Annotated in this window: 14 protein-coding genes; 11 read left to right on the top strand and 3 right to left on the bottom strand. The window is 56.4% G+C overall.

Translation table 11 applies throughout. The features are described from left to right. The first annotated feature begins 41 nt into the window (after nt 1-41). The 4 genes from NHH03_RS11140 to NHH03_RS11125 all read left to right on the top strand — a co-directional run bounded on the left by NHH03_RS11140 (nt 42) and on the right by NHH03_RS11125 (nt 9,666). Entirely contained in the window at nt 42-3,080 is a 3,039-nt protein-coding gene (locus NHH03_RS11140) for an FG-GAP-like repeat-containing protein (protein WP_253156048.1), read from the top strand. 144 nt (nt 3,081-3,224) lie between these two features. Continuing rightward, nucleotides 3,225-3,416: a hypothetical protein gene (locus tag NHH03_RS11135; protein ID WP_253156047.1), complete on the top strand. Its 192-nt coding sequence runs from the start codon at nt 3,225-3,227 to the stop codon at nt 3,414-3,416. Nucleotides 3,417-3,505: 89 nt separating this feature from the next. After that, a complete protein-coding gene (locus tag NHH03_RS11130) occupies nt 3,506-6,547 on the top strand; it encodes an FG-GAP-like repeat-containing protein (RefSeq protein ID WP_253156046.1) in 3,042 nt (1,013 codons plus the stop codon). 32 nt (nt 6,548-6,579) lie between these two features. Then, a complete protein-coding gene (locus NHH03_RS11125) occupies nt 6,580-9,666 on the top strand; it encodes an FG-GAP-like repeat-containing protein (protein ID WP_253156045.1) in 3,087 nt (1,028 codons plus the stop codon). Between the two features lie 28 nt (nt 9,667-9,694). On the opposite strand, the gene NHH03_RS28155 is transcribed toward NHH03_RS11125, so the two are convergent. Then, nucleotides 9,695-12,589, bottom strand: coding sequence for an FG-GAP-like repeat-containing protein (locus NHH03_RS28155; RefSeq protein WP_253156039.1), 2,895 nt, complete (start codon nt 12,587-12,589; stop codon nt 9,695-9,697). A 378-nt stretch (nt 12,590-12,967) separates the two neighbouring features. Here NHH03_RS28155 and NHH03_RS11115 point away from each other — a divergent pair, with 378 nt between their 5' ends. The 4 genes from NHH03_RS11115 to NHH03_RS11100 all read left to right on the top strand — a co-directional run bounded on the left by NHH03_RS11115 (nt 12,968) and on the right by NHH03_RS11100 (nt 18,818). Then, on the top strand, nt 12,968-14,218 hold the full coding sequence (locus NHH03_RS11115; RefSeq protein WP_253156037.1) for a DUF1559 domain-containing protein: 1,251 nt from the start codon (nt 12,968-12,970) through the stop codon (nt 14,216-14,218). A gap of 480 nt (nt 14,219-14,698) precedes the next feature. Then, complete coding sequence (locus NHH03_RS11110; protein WP_253156035.1) at nt 14,699-15,949, top strand: DUF1559 domain-containing protein; 1,251 nt, start codon at nt 14,699-14,701, stop codon at nt 15,947-15,949. A gap of 227 nt (nt 15,950-16,176) precedes the next feature. Next, nucleotides 16,177-17,313, top strand: a complete 1,137-nt coding sequence (locus NHH03_RS11105; protein WP_253156034.1) for a multiheme c-type cytochrome — start codon at nt 16,177-16,179, stop codon at nt 17,311-17,313. 23 nt (nt 17,314-17,336) lie between these two features. Next, nucleotides 17,337-18,818: a tetratricopeptide repeat protein gene (locus tag NHH03_RS11100; protein ID WP_253156033.1), complete on the top strand. Its 1,482-nt coding sequence runs from the start codon at nt 17,337-17,339 to the stop codon at nt 18,816-18,818. An 11-nt stretch (nt 18,819-18,829) separates the two neighbouring features. Here the strand turns inward: NHH03_RS11100 and NHH03_RS11095 are convergent, their stop codons facing one another. Both NHH03_RS11095 and NHH03_RS11090 read right to left on the bottom strand, forming a co-directional pair. Next, entirely contained in the window at nt 18,830-19,651 is an 822-nt protein-coding gene (locus tag NHH03_RS11095) for a hypothetical protein (protein WP_253156032.1), read from the bottom strand. Further along, nucleotides 19,648-20,970 (bottom strand): hypothetical protein, encoded by a 1,323-nt coding sequence (locus NHH03_RS11090; protein WP_253156031.1) that lies wholly within the window; start codon nt 20,968-20,970, stop codon nt 19,648-19,650. The genes NHH03_RS11095 and NHH03_RS11090 overlap by 4 nt, the downstream gene beginning before the upstream one ends. Before the next feature lie 205 nt (nt 20,971-21,175). Here NHH03_RS11090 and NHH03_RS11085 point away from each other — a divergent pair, with 205 nt between their 5' ends. From NHH03_RS11085 to NHH03_RS11075, 3 genes are all read left to right on the top strand, one after another. Beyond that, nucleotides 21,176-23,011 (top strand): glycerophosphodiester phosphodiesterase family protein, encoded by a 1,836-nt coding sequence (locus NHH03_RS11085; protein ID WP_253156030.1) that lies wholly within the window; start codon nt 21,176-21,178, stop codon nt 23,009-23,011. After that, nucleotides 23,008-23,574 carry a DUF456 domain-containing protein gene (locus NHH03_RS11080; RefSeq protein ID WP_253156029.1) on the top strand — a complete coding sequence of 189 codons (567 nt, stop codon included), beginning with the start codon at nt 23,008-23,010 and terminating at the stop codon, nt 23,572-23,574. Before NHH03_RS11085 ends, NHH03_RS11080 begins: the two co-directional genes overlap by 4 nt. 365 nt (nt 23,575-23,939) lie before the next feature. After that, on the top strand, nt 23,940-25,031 hold the full coding sequence (locus tag NHH03_RS11075; RefSeq protein WP_253156028.1) for a hypothetical protein: 1,092 nt from the start codon (nt 23,940-23,942) through the stop codon (nt 25,029-25,031). Nucleotides 25,032-25,224 lie beyond the last annotated feature (193 nt).

The following is a 25,224-nucleotide window of genomic DNA, read 5'->3' as shown; positions in this document are numbered from 1 at the left end:
CTGATTTCGTTTTGACAAGCTCTCCCCCAGTGCCAATTGCGATGCAGCGTTTCCTTTTCCGATGGGCCACCGTTCATACGATCGTTTTCGCCGTCGGCTGTTTCATTGTCGGCTGTGACCGCGATCGGACGGTGGAAACTCCAGACGCCGAATTGTCGGTCGTCGGTGACAAGCCTGTCAACGCGCCACTTGACGACCTGGCGCTGGTCAAGCAACTGCAGCAGCAAGCGGATTACAAGTCCGCTACCGAAGTCGTCTACCGGGTCCTGTTGCAGGATCCGGAAAACTTAGAAGCCAAGCTGCTGGCGGCTCAAGTGGAAGCGGCACAAGAACGTCTGGAACCCGCCCTGGAGATTGTTTCCTCGATCCCCGCCGATTCCGCAATGGGATTGGCCGCCGTCGATCTACAGGTCAAAGCCTTGGTTCGGTTGGATCGAAAATCAGAGGCCGCCGATGTGTTGTTGGCCGCGATCAAGTTGCGACGTGATGTTCCGCCCTGGCGTCATGATGCCTGGCGACTGCTGAACCACATCGGCCGCCGCGACGAAGCCTGTGCTCAAGCCGGCATGTTGTGCCGGATGGGGCTGGCAACCGAGCAAGAACTGTTGTCACTGATCAGCCACTCGCTCAGCTACCCGACGCCGGAGATGTTGAAACACGCTGCGGTGGACAGCCCTACGGTGGACAACCCTGCTGCGGACACTCAATCCGAATACGATGCGGAAACCGTGGAAGAATTGTTCGCCGCGGGACTCGGTCGAGCCAGGTGGTACTTCAGTCTAGGCGACCACCAAGGTGGACTGGATGAATTAGCCGATCAAGCCAAGGGCGGCTTTGAAAACCCAGCCACGGACGCCTTCTATGGACGGCTGCTTGCTGAAAGCCAGCGTTGGGACGAACTGCGTCAATGGAACGTTCAATCGAGCGAATCGGCTAAACAGTTCAGCGACTACTGGGCCGCGGTGGGAACGTTCTTTATTGATAGTCGCCGCTATGAGGCCGCTGCGCGAGCGTTGCTAGAAGCGGTTCGCCGCAATCCCACCGACAGGGTCAGCTGCCAACGGCTGTCCAAAGTCTTTTTCTCGTTGGGACGCGCCGACGATGGGGAACAATTTCGCTATCGAGGCGTGGACATTGCCAACACCGAACGCGTCGCGCAAGAGCTGCACGACGCTCCGGGCGATGTGGAGAAAAGGAAACAGCTGGCACGCTATGTGATGGAGCTGGGACGGCCCTTTGAAACGCTTGCCTGGACACTCACGATCCTGCCGCCGGGGGCGCACCAAGCCCGCCAGGCCGTCGCGCATCAACGCGAAGATTTGTTGCGTGACAAGAGTGTCGCCGCGATGGCGACCGAGACGTCGCTGCTTTCGATCGATCCCGATCAGTTTGACTTGCGTCCGGCGTGGAGGGAACTGTTGGCGGGCAAAACAGATCCCGGATCGAAAACACCAAAATCAGCCGACGCGCGACCGATTGCCACCACGCCGCGGTTGGTCAACCGAGCCGACGAAGTTGGACTGCATTTCCAGTGGTACAAAGACGTCGAGATTGATCTGTCGACAATCCCGATCCATGAATCTTTGGGCGGCGGCATCGCGGTCCTGGACTACGACCTGGATGGTTGGCCAGACGTTTATCTCGCACAGGGATCGGGTGATCCGCCGACCGACCGTTGCACGCGATCCAACGAGTTGTTCCGCAATGTCACCGCAAAATTCATATCCGTGACCCAGCCGTCCAACAGTGCGGATCAGAATTATTCATCCGGTTTAACCGTTGGCGATGTCAACCAGGACGGCTTTCCTGATTTGTACCTGGGAGCGCTGGGACACAATCGCCTCCTGATCAACAACGGTGACGGAACGTTTCGAGATTCGACCGCAGGTCTGGGCGACGTTCTCGATCGTTTCAGCACATCACTGGCGGTGGCCGACATCAATGGCGATGCGCTACCGGATCTGTTCGAATCCAATTACATCGAAATGGAAGGCGGGTTCGCGTTGCCCAAAACCGGGCCGGATGGGCGATTGATTTCACCGACACCGTTGTCGCACTATGCCGATTCCGATCGCTGGTTTGAAAACCTGGGTGACGGTCGTTTTCAAGTCCATGAAATCACTCGTCAAATTGCCAAGCCCGGCACCGGTCTGGGAGTGGTGGTCACGGATTTCGAATCGGATGGCAAGAACGAAGTGTTTGTCGGCAATGATGTACGGCCCAATCATCTGTTGGTTCAGTCCGGCAACAACGAGTTCGCCAACGTGGCAGATTCCAAAGGGCTGGCCAATGGATTCAACGGTGTGGCCAACGGATGCATGGGCATTGCGACCGGTGATTTTAATCGCGATGGAAAGCTGGACTTCCAAATCGCCAACTATTCACAAGAACCCGCGAACTTGTTTCTACAGTCTTCGCTGGGCGACTTCACGGACTACTCCGTGCGCTACGGGTTGGCACCACCGACGCACGCCAACGTCGGATTTGGTACCAAGGCAGTCGACATTGATCGCAACGGGTTTCTGGATTTCATTGTCACCAATGGCCATATCTTTGACCTGCGTCATGAGGGCGAGGCGTATCAGATGCCACCTCAATTGTTGATGTCCGATGGTCGTGGCTTGCAACAGGTCAACGTCGAAGACGAATCCGGATATTGGATGCAAACGTATTTGGGCCGCTCGATTGCAACGCTGGATTACGACCGCGATGGTGCCTTGGATTTTTTAGTCGGACACCTTGATCAGCCGCTTGCCCTGTTGCACGACGAAACGAATGCCGCGGGCGGGTGGTTGCAGGTCGAACTGGTCGGCACCGTCAGTGAACGCGATGCAATCGGCGCCAAGTTGGTGCTGACCGTCGGACAATCCCAATACAGCCAATGGGTGACCGCTGGCGATGGCTACTTTTGCAACGACGAGTCCATGATTTCGTTCGCGTTGGATCAACCGCAAGCGACAGGGAATCTTCAAGTCCACTGGCCGTCGGGGGGGCAGCAAGTTTTTCCTGCGGTACCACTGGGACAGCGCTGCCTGGTCGTGGAAGGTGAGTCCGATGTCCAACCCCGCCCATCTCCCTGACCGCCTTTGATTTTGGGTCCCTAGGATTGCCACTGCTCCCGGCGCATTGCAGTCCTGCTATAATTTCCTGTTACATGATCGCGATGTGGCGTTGGGGCAGATCATTGTGCAATGTTCCCTGTTTTCCTTTTTAGATCGATACCGATGAAAAAACTCCTGATTCTGACCGTCCTGTTTGGTTTTTCGGCTGCTGTGTTGCCTGGCTGCGGAAGCGAACCCACCGTGATCGAACCAGCAACTCAAGACGACAGCGGAATGACCGCAGAACAACAAGCGAAATACGAAGCCGACATGCGATCCGGCGCAGGGTCCTCGAGCAAACGACCTGGTAATTAGGTCCAGTTCGCAGTGCGGGGCCGCCGCTGGGTTCGATTCATTCCGCCTGCGTCTACTTTGGTTTGCTGCCCCGATGGATGCCCCGTTTGATGTCGTTTCAATTTTCTCGCGCCGCCATTGCCGCGGCGTTGGTTTGGTTCGGATGTCTAATTGGCGGATGTGGGGCATCCTCCAAACCAAACGTTGCCGCGGATCCGGAATCCGAATCCACAGCTGAACCGGCGGTGGCGTCCGAACCGCTGAACACGCCGTCTGTGTCACGGCAAGAGTCACTAGACCGAGTCGATCAATTGGTCGATGCAGGTCAAATTGGCCCAGCGGCCGAGCTGCTGTATGAGCGGTTGATCGTAGAGCCCGAAGACGTCGAAGTGGTTTTTCGGTTGGCCAATTTGCGCGCCGCCCAGAACGACTTGGACGCAGCGGTCGAGTTGCTCGATACGATTCCAATCGATCACCCAGAAGCGGGACTCCCCGCTTTGGGCCAAGCCGCCGATTGGTGCTTTGAACTCGGTCGTTACGACCAGGCGGAACAAAAATTCTTAAGTGTCTTGGAACGCGTTCCCGATGCGGTGCGGGCCCGCCGCCAATTGGCGTGGCTGTTGAATCGTCAAGGCCGGCGACACGAAGCGGCGGTGCATGTTCGAGAGCTCTGTCGGCTGGGCAACGTTCGCCAAGATGAATTGCATTCGTTGATTGTGCTCAGCGATGCCATGGTCAGTGAACCGGACGCAGCCGATCCTAGTGCGGTCGTGTACGAACCGATCGGTGCCTCTGGCAAGGCACGCCAATTGTTTACCGAGCGACGTTACGCGGAAGCCGCTGCGCTGCTGCGAGAAACAATCGCCAACGGAGATGCGCCACCGGCTGTTGTCGCGTTTTATGGGCGTGCCGTCGCAGAAGCCCAAGACGACGAGAGTTTCCAATGGTGGATGGGCCGGACGGATGAATCGGTCCGCCAGTTTTCCGAATACTGGGCAGCCGTCACAGCCTATTTGGCTAGTCAACAACAGCATCAAGCCGCCGCCCGAACGGCATTGGAAGCTTTGGATCGCGACCCGACCGATTTCATCTCGATCAATCGATTGTCGCACCTGCTAAAGATCATGGATCAATCGCAGCCCTACGAGGTCTGGGAACAGCGTTGGAAAGACACTCACGAAGTACTGTTGGCGAACAATCGTATTTCGGCCGCCGCCAGCCCCGACGTCGATGCCATGCAAGACCTCGCGGCGCACTTGGTTGCTCTCGATCGAAAACTGGAGGCGATTCTTTGGAAATCGCTGGAGACTCACTATCGAAGTCTGCCTGCCGATGCGATGGAGAAGTGGAATTTAGAGCGAAAGAAACTGGTGGCGGCAGGGCAGGGTTTCCCCGGTCGCCCGCAGCGGCTGTGCGGGATGAAATTGGACGCCTACCCGCTTCCCGAACTGAAATTGGCCGAGTCCTTACCCGCCAGCCAGCCGACTAACCCCGTTTGGTCAGCGGCCGCCGCACAGGCTGCATCGCTACGTAACGTTGCCGAGCAAGTTGGGTTGACGCATCGTTTCCAACCGGCGGCGGAGGATCTGGAATTCGGTTTTTCGATGTATCATCAGGCCGGTGGCGGCGTCGCGGTATTGGATTATGACCACGATGGAAATCCCGATCTGTATTTTGCCCAAGGCGCTGCCGGGCCGGATGGTTTCGTAAGTGAACAAGCCAATCCGTTGTATCGTTCGATTGATGGTCGACTCAGCGAAGTCACCGCTGCCGCGACGGCCGAAGAGTTTCGCTACACGATCGGTTGCACCGCCGGCGATTGGAACCAAGACGGTTTGCCCGATTTGATCGCTGCCAATATCGGACAGAGTACCTTATGGATCAACAACGGTGATGGCACGTTCAACTCCGTTGATTTACCCGGCAGTGAGGATCTGCAGCGAATGCCGTCGTCGATAGCGATCGCAGATCTAGACGGCGACCACCTGCCCGATATTTTTGAGCTCAACTACATTCAAGACCCCGACATCGCCAAACTGCCACCACGTGACACCGACGGCAATGTGACCGAGGCGGTTGGCCCTGGTGATTTTGCGTCCGCGATTGATCGCATCGGAATTGGTGACGGTCGTGGCGGTGTGGATTTCCAACCGATCAGTGATCAGACCGATGCAGCCCACAAAGGCTTGGGTGTGGTGATCGCCGACTTGGATGGCAAACCAGGCAACGAAGTTTTTGTTGGCAACGACAAATCAGCCAATCAGTTTTGGGTGCGCGATGCCGAATCGGGGCGTTGGTCAGACGACGCCGTGATTCATGGATTAGCGTATTCATCGGGCGGCGCCGGAACAGCCAGCATGGGAATCGCGTCGAGTGACTTTGATAAAAACGGCAGCTTGGATCTGCACATTGCAAACTTCCAAAACGAAAGCGTCTGCCTGTATCTGAATCAAGGGGCAATCTTTCGCGATCGGGCGATGCAGTTCCAGTTGGGCGTGCCAAGCCGATCCGTGCTGGGATTTGGTTCCCAAGCCCTCGACTATGACAACGACGGGCTACCCGATCTGGTGGTTAGCAATGGGCACATCGATAAATACAACACCATGAGTGGCCCCTTCGAACAGTTGCCACAATTGTTTGCCAATCTGGGTGGCCGATTCGAATCCGTTGCCGTCGATGATCCCTCGGGTTATTGGCAAACTCCGCACCTCGGACGAGGCCTCGCAAGACTCGATTTTGATCGTGATGGCAGCAGTGACATCGTGATCACTCATTTGGGCGAACGGTCGGCCCTGTTGCTGAACCAGACAAAATCAAACCATCATTGGTTGCAACTGGTTCTGGTCGGTGTGCAAACCGAGCGAGATGCAATCGGATGCGCTGTCACAATTCAATGCGGTGACCGTCGATCGACTGAATGGATGGTCGGCGGCGACGGCTACTTGGTTCGTAATGAAGCGGTCATCAGTTTTGGACTCGGCGAGGCAGCAACGATTGACCAAGTGGAAGTCCGTTGGCCCAGTGGGTCCCGGCAGCAATTTGAAAATTTGGACAGTGACCGCAGATATCTGATTGTCGAAAACCAATCGGAACCTTTTCTAGTCGAGATGCCTGGCGGTGCGACAAAGCGTGAACTTAGGGTACGACCGTAAATTCAGGCTTTGACGCACCACCAGTCTTTAGTATGGCCGTTCGGCCAGGAGTGTTGATCGCGATGGACGATTTCGCAAACGGTCAGATTGCGCTTCGGACGCGGCAGGCTGCGTTGTCGTCCACCATTGGGCTGGTCCTTTTGGCAATCGGCATGCTCGGTTGCGGCAGCCAAGGCATCCACGACGAGACGGAAAACGAGTCGACTGCGCTGCCGCCGGCGGTGCCGACGCCGACCGCGAAACCAATCGATCCGCCAGTGAAGTTGGACCGAGAGACGGAAATCACGGCCGCAGAGCAGCTTCAACAAGAGGAGCGATGGACGGCTGCGGCGGCAAAGCTGCAATCATTGTTGCTGATGGACCCAGATGATGTCGAAGTGGTGTTTCGTTTGGCCAACGTGATTGCGGCCAGTGGCGATTTGCCAGATGCGATCGAATTGTTGCGTTCTATTCCAACGGACCATCCCGAAGCCGGGCTGCCGGCGCTGGGACAAACGGCCGACTGGTTGTTGCAGTTGGAACGCTACGACGAAGCCGAGCAATCCTATCGGATGGTGTTGGAGCATTCGCCGCAGGCAGCGGTAGCCCATCGACAGCTCGCATACCTGCTAAATCGGCAGGGCCGCCGGCATGAGGCCGCCGATCACATCCGCCTGCTTTGTCGCCAGGGAAATGTGCGACAGGACGAACTGCACGCATTGATTCATCTAAGCGATGCGATGTTCGACGCACCGCCTGGCCCGGGGCAACCAGGACCGGTCGATGCGGCCGACTCCCATCCCTACTACCCGATCGGTGCATCGGCGCTGGCGCGAAAGTCATTCATGGACCAGAACTACCAGGACGCCGTCGATCAGCTACAGGAATCGATTGCCGGGGGTCGGCAACCACCATCGATCGTTGCACTCTATGGTCGCGCCGCCGCCGAGGCTCAGGACGATAGGCGATTTCATTGGTGGTTGGCCAATACCGATGACCAGGTCCGACAATACGCGGAGTACTGGGCGGCGATTGGGGCATACCTGTTCATGAAACGCCAACCCGAGCAAGCGATCGGTGCTTTGTTGCAAGCGGTTGATCGTGATCCAACCGATTTTCGCTCGATCGTCCGCCTGCGGTCGGCACTGGAGGGACTGGGGCACACCGACCAGGCCGAGCGTTGGTCGGATCGTTGGCAATTGCTGCGCGACATTAGCAATGACAACAATCAGATTGCTGCGGCGAACACGCCAAACGTTGCCGCAATGACACAGATGGCCGAGCGGCTTGAATCGATGGAACGTAGCTTGGAAAGCCTGCTTTGGACGATGTTGGTCGGTTTCTATCAACAGACGTCCTCCGATCAAATGCGCCGTTGGAATGGTCAGCTACAACAACTGGCAAAACAGGGTGCCGGATTCCCGGATGCTGCCACGCGTCTCTGTGAGATGAATGCCAATGATTTCCCAGTGGCCAACATCGAATCACCACCGTCGGATGATTTCACGGGTTTAGCCGTCAAATCATCGGCAGTGCCACGGCCGGTGACGCCACAGTTTTCCAACGTGGCGAACCAAATTGGATTGCTGCACGGATATCAGGTTGCCAGTGAACCGTTGGAATTTGGTTTCTCGGTCTACCAGTCGGTCGGTGGAGCCGTGGGCGTGGTCGACTATGACCTGGATGGTCATCCGGATTTATATTTCGCTCAGGGCGGAGCTGATCCGCCGTCGTTTGTCGGCCAACAGACCAACGTCTTGTATCGCAATGTCGACGACCGGCTACAGGACCAGTCACAGGCTTCTGGGTCTCAGGAGTATCGCTACTCGACCGGCGTGACGGTGGGTGACTGGAATCAAGATGGTTGGGCCGACATTTTGGTTGGCAACATCGGTCAGAACAGATTGTTGTTGAATGCAGGTGACGGAACGTTTCGTCAGGTTTCAATCGATGATCGAGACGACAAAACGGTGATGACGACGTCACTGGCCATGGGCGATCTCTCCGGCGACTCATTGCCGGACATCGTCGAATTGAATTACCTGGATGACCGGCGAATTGACGTTCGCCCCGTTAAGAATGAACAGGGGCAAGTCATACGTTCACTGATGCCGGCGGAATTCAATCCAGGGATGGATCGATTGATAATCAACGATGGCCGGGGGGCTGCACGGGCCACCAACATCAGCCCTGCCGCTGGCGCCGCACGTGCTGGGCTGGGGGTTGTGATGGGCGACTTTGATGACCAACCGGGCAACGAATTGTTTGTCGCCAACGACACCTACCCAAACCAGTTTTGGATTCAGTCGACGGTATCTGGTGAACTGGTCGACGCGGCGCTGCTACGCGGCTGTGCTTTTGCATTCGATGGCGTGCCGACTGCCTCGATGGGCGTGGCTGCGGGTGACATTGACCGCAACGGCACGCTGGATTTGCACGTCACCAATTTTCAACACGAAAGCGCCAACCTGTACCTGAATCACAAGGGCTACTTCGAAGACCGCAATGTTCAATTTGGACTGGCCAGACCAAGTGCGGCGGTGCTGGGATTTGGGACGCAAGCAATCGATTACCAGAACGATGGCCAATTGGACTTGGTCGTTGCCAATGGGCACGTCGAAAACGCACTTGCATTTCGAGCATCATTCGAGCAACCGATGCAGTTGTTCGCCCATCTAGGCGATCGATTCGCCCCCTTGGATGTCATTGATCCATCGAACTATTGGAGCCAAAAGCACCTCGGTCGTGGATTGGCGCGACTGGATTTCAATCGTGACGGAAAAATGGATTTTGTCGTGACGCATCTGGGCGAAACATCGGCGCTGCTGATCAACCAAACGCAGACGGCAAACCATTGGGTGCAATTTCAATTGGTGGGGGCTGTCAGCGAACGTGATGCGATTGGTGCCAAAGTCACCGTGCGCAGCGGTGGGCGAGAATTGTCCGAATGGGTTCTGGCAGGTGACGGGTTCTATGCGCACAACGAAGCCATGGTGGCGTTCGGACTGGGGGAGTCCGATGTCATTGATGCGATCACCGTGCGCTGGCCCAATGGCGGCACTCAAACATTCTCTGGCGTTGACACCGATCGACGTTGGTTGATCAACGAAGGCCAATCCGAACCCTACCGATTGTGGTGATCGGCCACTGCGTTGAATGGCTTTCTTGTTAGCGATCGTATTGGAAGAGTGGAAATGCTTCGCCACTGCCCTGGACGATCAAATACTGGTGATCGGCAGGGAGTGTATCCAATCGTTCCACTGATCCGTCTTGCCAGCGGACTGTGACATCGGTGATCCGGTCTGCCTGACGTAGGCCGGCGAGCAGCGTGTTTTCGTTGCTGCAAAAATAGCCATTCCCGGACAGCGACCAGAGCGTGCGGCGCTGGCCGTTGCATTGAAATCGAATCACTGCGCCGATTGCGCTGCGACTGCTGTTGACGCCCACCAACTGGAACGCGATTCGGTGGTGGTCCGTTTTAGATTCGTTGATCAACAAGCGGATCTGCTCGTTGGCGTGTGTGATCATGACGTCGTTGCGACCATCTCGATTGACATCGGTCGTCCACAGGGCGCGGCCGACATGAGGTGTGCGGAAATAGTCACCCCATTGATCATCGTCCAGCAATTCGAATGATCCTTGGCCGCCGCGGCGAAAGATCTGCAACGGCAATTCATAGGGTGGCGCATCCGGCGAAGAGAATTCGCCGATGTGGCCATTGGTGACAATGATTTCATCAATCCCATCGTTCTCCAGGTCGATCGCTTGGGTGCCAAATCCGATCATTTCCAATGTTGGTTGGACCAACCCCAGCGTTCCCGTTTCGTCTTTCCACAACCCGGGCGAGACCTGTTCGTAGTAAACGTTGTATTCGCGTGCAAAACCCGTGACATAAAAATCCAGATCGCCGTCACCGTCGAAATCACTGCTGGCGATCCCCATCGAAGCTTGTGCCCGTGTCCGCCCGTCGACTGATACCCCGCGCGCCGAAGCGCTCTCGGTTAATCCCATCTGCGGGCCAGACGACCGTGAGTAGTAGGCGTTTCGCGTCATGTCATTGGCGACGAAGATCCCCAGCTGGTCGTTTGCGATTGTTCCGGCAACCACACCTAATCCGCGACCAAGCAAGGGGTCCTCAGCCCAGTCATGGGTGACGTCGGACAGACCGCCTGATCCGTCGCCGACGAAAAACTGGTCGGTATCAGCGGGGAAGGTCAGCGGGTGGCATTGCTCGGACACACCGTTGGCATCTTGGCAAGGTCGGGCCAAGTCAGCGACGGCTTGGCAGTAGTGTGTGACAACCAAATCAGAAATGCCATCTTGGTTGATGTCGACAAATGCCCCCGATGTTGACCATGCGTTTGCCGCAGCACCCTGCATCTGGTCGGTACAGTCGCTGAAGGATCCGTCGCCATTGTTGCGCAGCAAACGGTTATTGCCCAAGTTGGCTAGGAACAGGTCTGGAAATCCGTCTTCATTGAAATCCCCAACCGCAACGCCTTGCCCATAGCCACGGTCTGCGATTCCCGTAGCGGAAACGACTCGAACAAATCGGTCGCCTAGATTTCGCAGGAGTTCGTTGGGCATTGAATCTTGGGCCAGCATCTGGCCGCCGGCATTCATCACGACCAAGTCGGGTCGACCATCAAGGTCAAAATCGATCGCCCCGCCGCCGACACCGGTCGATCGCACCAACAACATTTGGTCCGCTTTGGTTGGAGTGTTGCCCTGTCCAATTGCATGTAATCCCCAAAGCTCGCTCTGTTCGGATAGCCGCAGATGATTGGTCGACGCCAGGGCGGGGACGATGTTCGAGCGTCGTTTAAGATCCCAGTTGGGATTGAGTTTTGGTTCGGGCAGGAATGACAGGTCGACCGCCAAAGCGGGGTTTTGCCAATCGACCCAACCGGGATGACGCTTGAGTCGACCAAGAATTTCACGCCGTAGCCCGGCGAGTTCCGGGCTGGGGTCCTTGGTCAATGTGGTTGCGATTGCCGACCAAGCCTCGGCCTCCCATAGCCGCCCCAGCCCCATTAGCGTCTGAGCCATTTTTGTCGCCTTCATTTGGCTCTGTTGTCCATCGCCGGCAAAGTCATTGAACGCTTCGCGAAAGGCCAACAGCCCATTGACGCGATCAGTGATGTGCGAGAGTTGCGTTTGGTCAACCGAGTCGTGCAGCGATGAATCGCCGGAGCGCAGCTGGTCGACGGCCACTCGCAGTCGATCCCAGGCAATGGTGGAATTGGGATCGCGACGGGTGGCCTCCCAATAGGCGCGCACCGCTTCGGCCGGTTGGTCGTTTTTTGTCGCAGCATCGCCCAGGGTCAACCAATAGTCCGCAAAATCAGAACTGCCCTCCACCGCGGTTGCCGACCAATTCGCCAATTCCGCCCAACGCCCGCTTGCCGCCAATGCTTGGCCATACATCGCGTGTGCCGGGGCAAATTCTGGATGATGCTTCAGAATGTCAGCCAAGATTTCTGCGGCGGATTGGGCATCACGCCGGTACAGATGCAGGAACGCATCGGACAGCAAGACACGGCGGTCGTCTGGATGACGTTCCAACAAGCGCTGGGATGTCTGGTCGGACAATCTGCGCGACGAGGTTTCGGTGGTTGACGTTAACAGCGGCAGATCAAATTTTCGGTGCTGGATCAGCTGCATCAAATGTTCGCTGACACGATCGGTTCGCTGGACTTCGGTTAGAAATCCAACCAAAATCCGCCGCTGGGCGTCATCGTCTGGGTGCGCGGCCAGTGCCTGTTCCAACAGATCGATCGCGGCGTACACCTGGCCGACTTCGATCAGTGCCTGGACCGCAAAATTCACGCGCGAGGCAGGCTGGTAGTCAGCGAGTTTGGCGGCCTCCACGAGCATCATGGCCGCCTCTGATTTGCGGTCACAGAATGCGGCCACGGTGGCGACTCGAGTCACGACGTCAGGGTCATCCGGATTGGCCATCAAAACACGTTTGCTATAGCGGTCGGCACGCTGCCAATCACCCGCAGCGATCGCGGATTCCATCGCTTTGGCAGGGCTGTCCGCATCGTCTTTCGAGGCCACCACAGCATCTGCTGACGGGGGCGAAACAACGGGCTCTAAAGCCTGATCATGGCAGCCGTTGACCGCTGCTAAGACCAGGCAGGCGAAAACGATTGTTCGTGGTGTTTTATTCACTTTTTGGCGCATGCGTACAGTGGCGGCGATGGCTGAAAACACCCCCTTTTTGGTGCCTATCGGCATCAAAACTGGTGTTTTCTACCCCTGCTGGGTCCAATACGGGGAGTTTTTGTGCCTTCCTGGCCGATATCTGTGAAATTCAGGCGTAGTTTCGAGATACGTTTTGATACCGTATTGCGGAGCTTGGAAGCAATTTTGGGGCAACTTTAACGCGACCAATTCCCTATACCTGTTTTCTTCTATTACCAGCGGAGCACATTCATGAATCGACGCAAGTCGTCGGCAAATGGTTTCACACTTGTGGAATTGCTTGTTGTCATCGCCATTATTGGCATCCTTGTCGGGCTATTGTTGCCAGCGGTCCAAGCGGCCCGCGAAGCGGCCCGGCGAATGAGTTGCAGTAACAACTTTAAACAGCTTGGTCTGGCCCTTCAGAACTACCACTCGACCTACAAACAAAACCCGATCAATGCCGGCGGCACTGGTTTGGGAGTTGGCAAAGGCGGTTGGTGGGAAGGTTGCACCACGACCAATCATGAAGAACTGAGTGTGCTCGTTGGGCTGACTCCGTTTATGGAGCAGCAAGGCCTGTGGCAGCAGATCAGCAACGGTGGCGTTGCCACAGTTGCCAGTCCGACCGGTCCCGCTCCGACCCCGTCCGGTGCTTGGTCACCGATGGGCCCCAACCCCCGCGCTGACCGCGGCGACATGTCGGACCAATTCATTCCTTGGTCAACAGAAATCCCAATGCTTCGCTGCCCCAGTGACCCCGGTGTCGGGCGACCTGGACGCGGACGTACCAACTACGCCGCTTGCCTGGGCGATTCGTTCAACCAGATTTGGGACAATGGGCCCAAAGAAGGTAACTTGGCCCCGGCACCCGATGACTGGCGTCCGTCGGTCTTTGCCGGAACCGACCGTGGCTATTTCTCCAAGCGAAAGGTGACGAAGTTCCGTGACATCCTTGATGGATTGTCCAACACCATCGCGATGGCAGAAATCGTCAGCGACCTCGGTGACCGTGACAAACGAAGTGCGATCTCCGTCGAAAACGGCGCGTGGCTGGTAGAGACCAACCCGATGCTATGCGTCGATGGCAATCAGATCGATCCCGAAGAACCTCAGTTCTGGTGCGACGGCGGGGCGAACTGCACCAACCCGCCTCAAATTTCATCCAATGCGAATCACTCGCGTGGGATGAACTGGGCTTGGGCTGCGTTCCCCTGTACCTCGGTCAACACGATTCGCCCGCCGAACTCGGAAACCTGCATGAACGGTTGGTTCGACAACGTCGGCAGTCTGCCGGCCAGCAGTCGTCACCAAGGCGGTGCTCACATTCTGATGGGCGACGGTGCGGTGATCTTCATGACCGATTCGGTTGAAGCCGGTGATCAGCATGCCCACGTGATTGCTCACGACAACCGTCCGGGCAAGAAAAGTCCCTATGGATTGTGGGGATCACTCGGCAGCCGGAATGGTAAAGAAACGATTGAAGCACAGTTGAACCAGTAAGCACTCGTCCAACTGCGATTGACCGTTCCAACCTCGTCCGCGAAAGCGGGCGAGGTTTTTTATTGGCGCCATCACTCATCTCGCACGAGTCGACAGAGATGTATTTAACGGTCTGTTATCTCACATTGCTGTGACCTGGGAACGCATCGAATCCAACCGTGTTTCGACAGTTGATTTTCGCAAACGGCCGTCGTTAACCTCAGGGAAATCTTAGTTTTGCTGTTCAAAACGGAAGTGATTTAGAACGTAATCTGCCGTGCAAAACCATCGCTGTGATCCGAGCAAACAGGTCAAAAACCCCTCTGCAGAGGATCTCTTGGCAATATTTTGACATTTTTTTGGATGTCGTCGAGAGATTGAAGCGACGCATCCCCCCCCGGTTTGATAGTCTAAATCGGACTGCATTGATCTGCGATTGCGGTGTTTTGATCCCCGTTCGCAGCTGTCATTCTTTTTCTGTCTCTTTTTTGGAGTCTTGTCATGAATCGACGTAAGTCGTCGGCAACTGGTTTCACACTTGTGGAATTGCTTGTCGTCATCGCCATTATTGGCATCCTTGTCGGGCTATTGTTGCCAGCGGTCCAAGCGGCCCGCGAAGCGGCCCGGCGAATGAGCTGCAGCAACAACTTTAAACAGCTCGGTCTGGCCCTTCAGAACTACCACTCGACCTACAAACAAAATCCGGTCAACTGCGGCGGCACCGGTTTGGGAGTTGGCAAAGGCGGTTGGTGGGAAGGTTGCACCACGACCAATCATGAAGAACTGAGTGTGCTCGTCGGGCTGACTCCGTTTATGGAACAACAAGGCCTGTGGCAACAAATCAGCAACGGTGGCGTTGCGACTGTTTCAAGTCCGACTGGTCCCGCTCCGACCCCGTCCGGTGCTTGGTCACCGATGGGCCCCAACCCCCGCGCTGACCGCGGCGACATGTCGGACCAATTCATTCCTTGGTCAACAGAAATCCCAATGCTTCGCTGCCCCAGTGACCCCGGTGTCGGGCGACCTGGACGCGGACGCACCAACTACGCCGCCTGCCTGGGCGATTCGTTCAACCAGATTTGGGACCATGGCCCCAAAGAAGGTAACTTGGCCCCGGCACCCGATGACTGGCGTCCGTCGGTCTTTGCCGGAACCGATCGTGGCTATTTCTCCAAGCGAAAGGCGACGAAGTTTCGTGACATCCTTGATGGATTGTCCAACACCATCGCAATGGCAGAAATCGTCAGCGACCTTGGTGACCGTGACAAACGAAGTGCGATCTCCGTCGAGAACGGTGCTTGGTTGGTCGAAGTCAACCCGATGCTATGCGTCGATGCCAATCAGATTGATCCCGAAGAACCTCAGTTCTGGTGTGACGGCGGTGCGAACTGCACCAACCCGCCCCAAATTTCGTCCAACGCAAACCACTCGCGTGGGATGAACTGGGCTTGGGCAGCGTTTCCGAGTACCTGTGTCAACACGATTCGTCCGCCGAACTCAGAAGGCTGCATGAACGGCTGGTACGACAACGTCGGCAGTTTGCCGGCCAGCAGTCGTCACCAAGGCGGTGCTCACATTCTGATGGGCGACGGTGCGGTGATCTTTATGACCGATTCGGTTGAAGCCGGTGATCAACGCGCCCACGTGATTGCTCACGACAACCGTCCGGGCAAGAAAAGTCCCTACGGGTTGTGGGGATCACTCGGTAGCCGAAATGGTAAAGAAACAATCGAAGAACAATTGAATCAGTAGCCAAGACTGAATTCGATTCGATTGAATTGACCTCGCTCGCCCCCGGCGGGCGAGGTTTTTTTTTGAGGGTCTGTGACCGGCGGCATTTCACTTGCCGCGTTCCCATTAGCGGTCATTGGGTGCGGGGAATCGCATGCCGATGTGGTATGCTTTGGACATGCCGTGCCAGCCGTTGCTGGGTTGGCGGATTGTGATCGGTCGTGAATTTTTTTGACGGGGAATCAAGGTTGAAACGTACCTGGTTGAATGCGGTTTTCGTGATCTTGATCGTGACAGGCATTGCGACCGGCGTATGGCTGGATCCGAATCACCAGCGCTCGAGTGAAGCGTGGAACGAATCGCCGGTGCTGGCACAGCCGATTTTCGCCGCAGCGGCCGAGCCGCATTTCGTCGGACGCGAGGTCTGTCGGGAGTGTCACGCCGAAAACCATCAATTGCACAGCCAACATGGTCATGCGACGACGTTCCGCCGAGCTGACGATCCCGAGGTGGTGAGCAAGTTTGTGGGCAAATCATTTGATGCCGGGGAACCCTACGGAACGTACACCTATCACGCCGATGATCAGGGATTGTTTGTTCGTCTGAGCGAAAAGTACGGCGACCAGAGCTTTCGATTGCAGTACGCGCTCGGTCATCACGCGCTCACCTTGATGACTTTGATTCCCGATCCCGCGCAGGGAACCGTTGGATTGGAGCACCGTGTGTCCTGGTTCGGGACGATCGGTGAATTGGACAAGACGCCAGGACAGCGAAACGATCCACCACAAACCATGGGCGAGATGTTTGGCAACAAGCATCAAGGTTTCGTGTTGGAAAAGTGCATCGATTGTCATGTGACCACCGGAGAAATCGTCGATCAGCAGATCGTGGATTTGGTGCCCAACGTCAATTGTGAAAAATGCCATGGTCCGGCTAGTGAGCATGTCAAACAGGCGCGTCAAATGCCTGATCCGCCACCCTTTTCAGTGGGGCGTGTTGACTGGGACGTCGAGTCCGAGATTCAGCTTTGCGGTGATTGTCATCGGTTGCCCAAGGATGTCTCGCGAGAACAATTGCGAGAGTATCCGACTTCCTTGGCTCGGTTTCAGCCGGTGGGAATGCTGCGGAGCGAGTGCTACTTGCAATCCGATGGAGAATTAAAGTGCACCACCTGTCATAATCCCCATCAATCGATCGAAGCCACCACAACGACTGACCACGAGCAAAACTGCGTCAAATGCCACCTTCCCGATTCCGCTTCGCACGTTGCCTGTCCTGTTTCACCACAAACCGGATGCATCGATTGCCACATGCCGGCGCTCAAAATCGAAGGGCTACACACGCCGTTTCATGATCACTGGATTCGTGTGCGTGAACCTCAATGAATGATCCTCTAATTCGCCATGCAATGTCCCAACGATCCGCCATTGGGCATGAGTCCAGCAATCTAATGGAGCACGCGGCAGGATGTGGCATCCGTCAACAACCGTCGTTCGCGGTGCTGATGTTGATAGTGATGGTGACCTGTTCAACCAGCGGTTGCAATCAACCATCTGCAACGCCGCAGACGCCCGTGCCACGCCACCCCATGGCTGCGGAAAAAAGCCCCAGCAAGACACCAACGTCACGCTCAGTTGACACACCGACGGTCAATACGCAAACCGTCGACAGCCCCATCGCGCCGCAACAACAGAGTCAATCAGCGGTGGCGGATCCGGTCCAGCTACACGACGACGCGTTGCAGGCGCTGGAGTCGGGCGATTCGGCAACAGCGTTCCAGCTCGTTCGCGCAGCTCGCGCTCTAACACCCGAGGATCCACAAACGCTGTTCCTGTTGGCGCGTGTGCTGGCGGAACGCAATCGATTTGCCGAAGCGGTGAAGCTGCTCGATGACCTTGCCGAGACGGTCCCCGATGCACGATTGCCGGTGCTAGGACAAACCGCTGAATGGCTGACATTCCAAGGCCAGTGGCAACAGGCCGAAGATCGCTATCGCTCGCTGTTGCAACAGGTCCCGGACGCAAGTCGCGCGCATCAAATGTTGGCGGATCTATTACTCCGCCAAGGTCGCCGACTGCTCGCCGCCGAGCACCTTCGCACTCTGTGTCGATCCGGTGTCATTCAGGAATCGAATCTGCGAACTCTGTTGATGATCGATCGGCCCTTTGCAGGCGATGCGTCGGCCCAGCGGAGCGATCCGATTGGTCCACTGGGCCAGGCGCGCCAACAGATGGGTCTTGGGCAATGGGAGGTTGCTGCTGAGACACTCGATCGGGCGAATTCGCAACAGCCGGATGTTGTTGCGGCGAGCGGCCGTATCGCGGCTGCACTGGACGATTTCGGGAAACTCGAAAGCTGGACGGTTGGTGTCCCACAGTCGGCCAAAGACACGGCGGACTATTGGCTGGCGATGGCGACCCTGCGGTCACAGCAGGATGATCACCGGTCGGCCGCCATGTGTTGCTGTCGAACCGTCTTGCTCGATCCGACCGCAGCCCCCGCGTACCACTTGTTGAGCAAATCACTTGGACAGCTGGCAATGTCGGATCACGCCGAGCGGGCCCAACAGCGGGCCGGGTTACTGGAGCAAACACAAAAAATCGGACGCGCGTTTGCGGAAACTCAGACCCCGGATTCGACGCAGCTCGCAGAGCTGGTCGATTTGCTGGAGCAATTGCAGCGGCCAATCGAAGCACTGGCGTGGCGTGCGGTTGGCGTTTCCTATGCGAAGACTTCGGGAGCACTCACTGATCAAGAGGCATCTCAAGCGATCGCCGAAATCAACCGCCAACGCATCCAACAATTGACTGCCAATCCGGACGGCCCAAGCGAAGCATTTGTCGTTTGCGAAGTTGATCTTGAGACGTTGTCAGAGGGTGAACAAGACTGACTTGAGCGTCGTCAACTGCCATTTGTTTTCAGCGCTTCTTCGCTTAATTCAGGCGGCAACGGACTATCACGCTGTTCCACGTAGGGATCGGTTGGGGCACGTGGGTTGCGCCAGTAGAACGTCGGTGACCAAACCTGGGTGCCATCGAGTTTGACCTCCATCGGTTGAGAACTCATGCGAGCGAGCGAAAATCGCCATTGCGCTGGATCGTCTCCCGATTGATAGGCTTCGATCAAAATGAGCAGCTCGGGATCGTTAGCTTTGACCATCGCAAACACGGCTCCGTCGATCACCCCTTGCTGCTCGGATGAATAGCGATACAGCGGTGTCGTTAACCGTCGCAGGTCAGTCACCGAAATCCGATCTGCCATGCGTTTCATTTGCAACAAACGCATTCGCGGGTTCACCGCCGGTGAGGCCGCATCGGGAAAATTTTGGCGTGCGAAACCATTTCGGCTGGGCGCCCAAACGACTTGTTCCTCGACCCGGCAAGTCATCGGCGTTTCAGAAAACGAAACCAGCTCTCGATGCAGCATTTGATTGTGGCGAATCGAATAGGACCCTAACACCACCGGTGTACTGTCCTGGCACCACATTAATAACGCACCATCGGACTGACCTTCGTACAGTGGGTTGGTGTAACGCAGCAAGGGCTCGGGGTGCAGTGTGACGGGAACCGATTCTTGATTCGGGTCGGTGCCCGTGATCTGCATCCGCTTGGCTTGTTCCTGCATGTGATCGAGTCTTGGGTCGGCCACCGGTTCGTCCGCGAGAATCAGTCCCGATGCGAACCAAACCAGTCCACAAAAACAGCGGGCGAGTGATTGATTCACGATTGGCTCCAATAATCTGGCAAATCGGTTTTCGTTTCACGTAAAATCGACAGGATGTCGGCCCGCGATTGGGGGCTCAGATGGTCGTATTCAGGGGCCTGGTTTTGCCCCATCAAAATGGCGTGCAATTGTTGATAGACCCGTTGCAGCAGGGCTGGTTCCAGCGAAGAAAACGCTGAGCCGTTGATTAGATAGCTACATGGGTAGCGGAACAGTTGGTGGTCGAGATCAAAATCTCGCAGCGATCGTCCTTGAGAGTCTCGTTGACCACGGCGACTGAAATCGATGGCGAACGAATTTGACCCGCGGACCGGTGATTCCAATTTCGCTTCGTCGACGAACAGCAAATAATCCACCACCAGTTTGGCGGCTTGATTGATCGTCGTTTCAAGCGTTGGGGCGGTTTCCGCCGAGTCCGGTTGGGATTCCGCTGACTGTGTCGCGTGGATTGCGCGACGGACCGCGAAATTGGCTTGCGTGAACCGGTTGTGCATCTGGGTTTGATGCTCCAACACCATCAGCGCGACGATATCGCTGTGCGGCGTCAGCCAATTGGCCGTTTCAAAATCGCCGGTCAGGTCGTCGCGATTCGCAGTCCCGTGGGGGACTAATTTGTCGCCCTCTAAAAAGGAGTTGCCCAAGTGCGTCGATTCACCGGACGATCCGCTGACGTACCATCCGCCCCATCGCTCCGACAAGGGACTGGCATGACCGGTGATATAGGAGTCGAGCAACAAGTTAATTTTCCCGCTGGGACGCGTCATCACACTGCGGATCGTGTGGATCGGAACTTGTCCCTCGGGCGTGTACGTTTCATGACATGCCAAGCAGCGGCCGTTTTCACGACGGGTGATCGCGCGTCGAGGTGTCATCTGGACGGTGTAAAACGCAGCCCCCAACAGCGGATCCGCCGTCGAAATTTCGAGCAGCGAACTGCCTCGCACCCAGCCCACATAGACATCGTCGTTGAAATAGATCGCCCGTGGATTGGCGGGAGAAATCCGCGCCGATTGCAAACTGGTTTGGGAAAAGACCAATGACTGCGACGAAATCGGTATCTGTAATTCATCCAGCAACGATCGCAGTTGGCCAAATCCGGGTTCGTACTGCAGCTGCGTCTCACCGGCATCGATTTTGGCAAACAGATCTGTAACCGGGTTGTTTCCCTTGGTTAGCGGATAGCGAATCGGAGCGTCATCCAGACCGGGTTGGGCGGGGCAGATCGCAGGAGACAGCAACAAAACGCCCAACACAGCCGCGATCGAGCCACGGCAGACCGAGGTCACCTTTCGGAGTTCTTTACGACAAATTCTAGACACGAAACTCATCCGCTAGGCACCTGTGCAAGACAACGGTAGTAGCGATCCGACGCAGCCGACGAATCACCGTCTTTATAGGCCTTTTGCCAACCTGCGGCTACTTTTCTTGGCGTTGCTCTGTCGGAATATTTCCGTTCCCTACAGAATTGCCGTCAGACCGGACGAGGATGCGGTCACGTTTTTGAGCAGCCAACCCATCGCTAACATGATCAATACTATCACCCGCTATCTGCGTGACGGCTGGGGCTACCTCGCAGTGACGGACATCCTGTTTAAACTGCTGGCGTTTGTCTTTCTTGCCCCCGCTGTTGGACTTTTGTTCCGCTTGTTCGTCGCGGTTTCAGGCCGTGACGTGCTGGCCGACACTGACATCGTTCGCTTTTTGATCCATCCGCTCGGCTGGCTGACTGTGTTCGTGGTCGGAGCGGCGGTGGTTTGTCTGTTCGCGATCGAACTGGCATTGCTGATGTCCGTTTGCATGGGGGTTCAACAAAGACAAATTCCGCGGCCGCGCAGTGCACTGGCCTTTGTCGTGTCCAAGTCGACACCGCTGTTACGGGTGGCGGGGCACGTGGTGATGCGATGTATCCTGACCGCCCTACCGTTCGTGGGCCTCGCCGCGTTCCTTTTCTGGTGGTTGTTGACCGATCACGACATCAACTTTTATCTGACTGACAAACCGCCGGTATTTTGGCGAGCCGTGGGGGCGATTGGACTGGTCTTGGGAGCGATGGCGGTGACGCTGTGCATTCAATTGATCGGATGGGTCTATGCCACACCCATCGTGTTGTTCGAAGGGTTGACAGCAAACCAGACCTTGACGGCCAGTCGCCAGCGTGTGGGTGGTCATCGTCAAACCGTCTTCACAGCCCTGGTGACTTGGGGTGGACTTAATCTGGCGGTTCGATTCGTGCTGTCCTTGCTGGTGATTTGGGTGACAAAAACATTGATCTGGTATGCGTCATCGACGTTGTCGCTGTTGGTCATCGCGATGGGTCTGATGATTCTGTTGGTGTCGGGAACCAATCTGATCCTTAGTATTCTTGCCAATGTCACCTTGGCGACGACGCTCACCGGGTTGTACGTGTGTGACCGCGGGGCCGATCGGATCAGCGTTCCGCAATGGCCGGTGCTAGCGTCCGGCATCGCCGAGCACTTCACCCGCGGCCGAGTCCTATCAGCAGTGATTGTCCTGCCGATGGTGTCAGCGTTGTTGGGGATCACATTGCTGCGCGGCGTCGATCTAGAAGACCGAGTCGAAATCACAGCGCACCGCGGTGGTGCATTCAAGGCGCCTGAAAACACAATCGCTGCGATCAATCAAGCGATCGAGGACGAAACGGACTGGGTGGAAATCGATGTTCAAGAATCACTTGACGGTGTGGTGATGGTGATCCACGACAGCGATTTGAAAAAGGTCGGTGGCAACCCAACCAAAATCTGGAATGCAACCGCCGATTCACTTCGCCAGGTCGATATCGGCAGCTTCTTTGATCCGAGTTTTCAAGAGCAGCGTCTGCCGACGCTGGACGAGGTATTGAAGATTTGCCGTGGCCGGGCCCGCGTGAACATCGAACTGAAGTATTACGGTCACACTCAAAACCTGGAGCAAAAGGTGGTCGACATTGTCGAAGCCAATCAAATGCAGGACCAGATCGTCGTGATGTCATTGGAGGCTCAGGGGGTTGCCAAGATCCGCAAGTTGCGTCCCCAATGGACGGTGGGTTTATTGACCGCGGTGGTCGCCGGTGATCTGACACGAACCCCGGTGGACTTTTTAGCCGTCAAAGACACGTTGGCAACGCCAGCCTTTGTCGAACTGGCTCATTCACGTGGTAAAACCGTCTCGGCCTGGACGTTGAACGATCCCTACACGATGTCTTTGATGATCAGTCGTGGTGTAGACAATTTAATCACCGACCGCCCCTCACTGGCCCGTCAAGTGCTGCGACAGCGTCGAGCGATGAGTCCGTTGGAACGGTTGATGTTGGAGATCGCCTACTATTTGGGAATCAACCCGCAACTGGAATGGAACGAATGATGGAATGGATGCAATGGGCCGAACCGATGGGCGCGGTGTTGATCGCCGGACTGCTGGCTATTTCTTGTCTACTTGCTTGGTTGACCAATTTGATTGCCTTGCCGGGCAACTGGATCTGTGTCGCATTGGTCGCCCTGTACGTCTGGGCCGGGCCGCAGCAGGGGCGGATCGCGATCGATTACACAGTGCTACTGGCAACGTTTTTGATCGCGCTGGTGGGCGAGATCGTTGAATTCATCGCCAGCGCGTTCGGGGCCAAACGTGCCGGCGCCAGTCGCCGATCGACGTTGTACTCCATCCTCGGTTCGATGGTCGGAGCGATCGCCGGTGCGATGATTGGCATCCCAGTGCCGGTGATCGGTTCGCTGATCGCGGCACTGCTGTTTGGCGGGCTCGGTGCGGCGGCCGGTGCCATGTATGGCGAGTGGACCGACGGCAGGCGGTGGAGAGAAAATTGGACGATCGGACATGCCACATTCTGGGGACGCACGTTCGGAACGATTGGAAAGTTCCTGGCGGGAATGGCACTCGTCTTCGTCGTCCTGGTCGCGCTGTGCATCTAAGGCTGTGCATCTAACCGCGCCTTCGCCCACTTCTGGTATGTCTTTGATCAAGTTGTTCAATCAAGCACCAATTTCGGTCCTGGCCAGGCACCTCACGACCCTATTTGTGCGGATCAATCACACCGGTCCGCTGTTAGCCACCGACAACGAATGAGTTTGTCAAACGCGATGGTCGGGCACCAAATCGGCCTACACTTCTGACCAACCGATCCATTTTTTGGGGCGAAACTTCCGCAACTTGGCATAGCGATTGCTTCCGCTTTGAAACGTGTCGTTCGATTCTGCTGCCATCCACAGGTACCGTGACATCATGCGGCTGCAGGCATCGACCGAAGTCCTCCTCGACCCCAAAAATGGAAACTAAAATGAAGTCGCTCATCATCTCACCTTGCTTGGCTGTCCTTTTGACCGGCGGAATCTCCACGGCTCAAGGCATTCCCGGTAATCCGATCTCCCGCGCTGGCAATGCAGTCAATCGTGCCGCGGGAGCCGTGCAGGGAACCGTTCAAAATGGAGCCAATGCGGTCCGCGATGGAGTCCGCAACACAGCCGCCCAAGTCGATTCGCGTGTGAATTCCCGACTGAACACTCCGGCCGGACAGGTTGACACGACAGTCAATGGCAACGCAGCGGTCAATGGCACCAATGCCGATGTCAACGCCAACGCCAACGCCAACGTGAACGCAAATACCGGAAGAAACGGCCAGAACTACAACGGCCAGAACTACAACGGCCAGAACTACAACGGCCAGAACTACAACGGCCAGAACTACAACGGCCAGAACTACAACGGCCAGAACTACAACGGCCAGAACTACAACGGCCAGAACTACAGTGGGCAGAACTACAACGGTCAGACCTACAGTGGGCAGAACTATGCTGCGGCGCAGCCGATGGCTCAAGGTCGATCATACATGTTGCGGCATGATGCCAGCGGCCGAGAATTCATCTGTGTCAACGGTAGTCGCGTGTACTTCGACAACGCTCAAACATCTAATCAGCGGTACTCAGCCGGCTACGGTAGTTACGATGAATCGGGGATGACAAATGATGCAACCGGCACATCGCAGAACGCCGCCAGCAATCAACAACAGATGTCCAACCAGGCGACGTCCAACCAAGCATCGGGTAGCACCGACACTCAAACGGGTGCCAACGCCTCGGCGGATGTCTCGACAGATGCTGCCGGGATCAACACTCAGTCCGATGCTGACGCAGCCGTCGACTCTTCGGGTGCAAATGTGAGAGCATCGACCGATGTAAACAGTGAAATCCCCAGCAGTTCGTCGGACGCTCGGATTAATGCGGACGGAAGCACTCAGATCAACTCGGATACGTCCAGCGGTCTGAATGCAGACACGAACGTCGACACGAACTTAAACACGGATGCCGGTTCCGCTGGAGCTGATGCAGCCGTTGAGAGTGCGGTCGACGGAGCCGTCGACTTGAATCAGTAATCTGAACCGAGCTCATCTGGTCTAGCGAGCTTTCTGGGAAGCTTGCAACATGACGACCGTGCAAGCAGGCTGCGAAGCCTTGCGGCACGGTCGTTTTTTGCGCTGAATGAGATCCCATGCTGTTGCATTTCTCGCGGCCACGCCATTGCGACTTTCAAACATCACGCTCTTGCCCGCTTAACACCTGTCAATG

Origin of the sequence: Stieleria tagensis, assembly GCF_024129865.1 — a bacterium.
GTDB lineage: Bacteria > Planctomycetota > Planctomycetia > Pirellulales > Pirellulaceae > Stieleria > Stieleria tagensis.
This window is presented reverse-complemented; position numbering and strand designations above follow the sequence as displayed.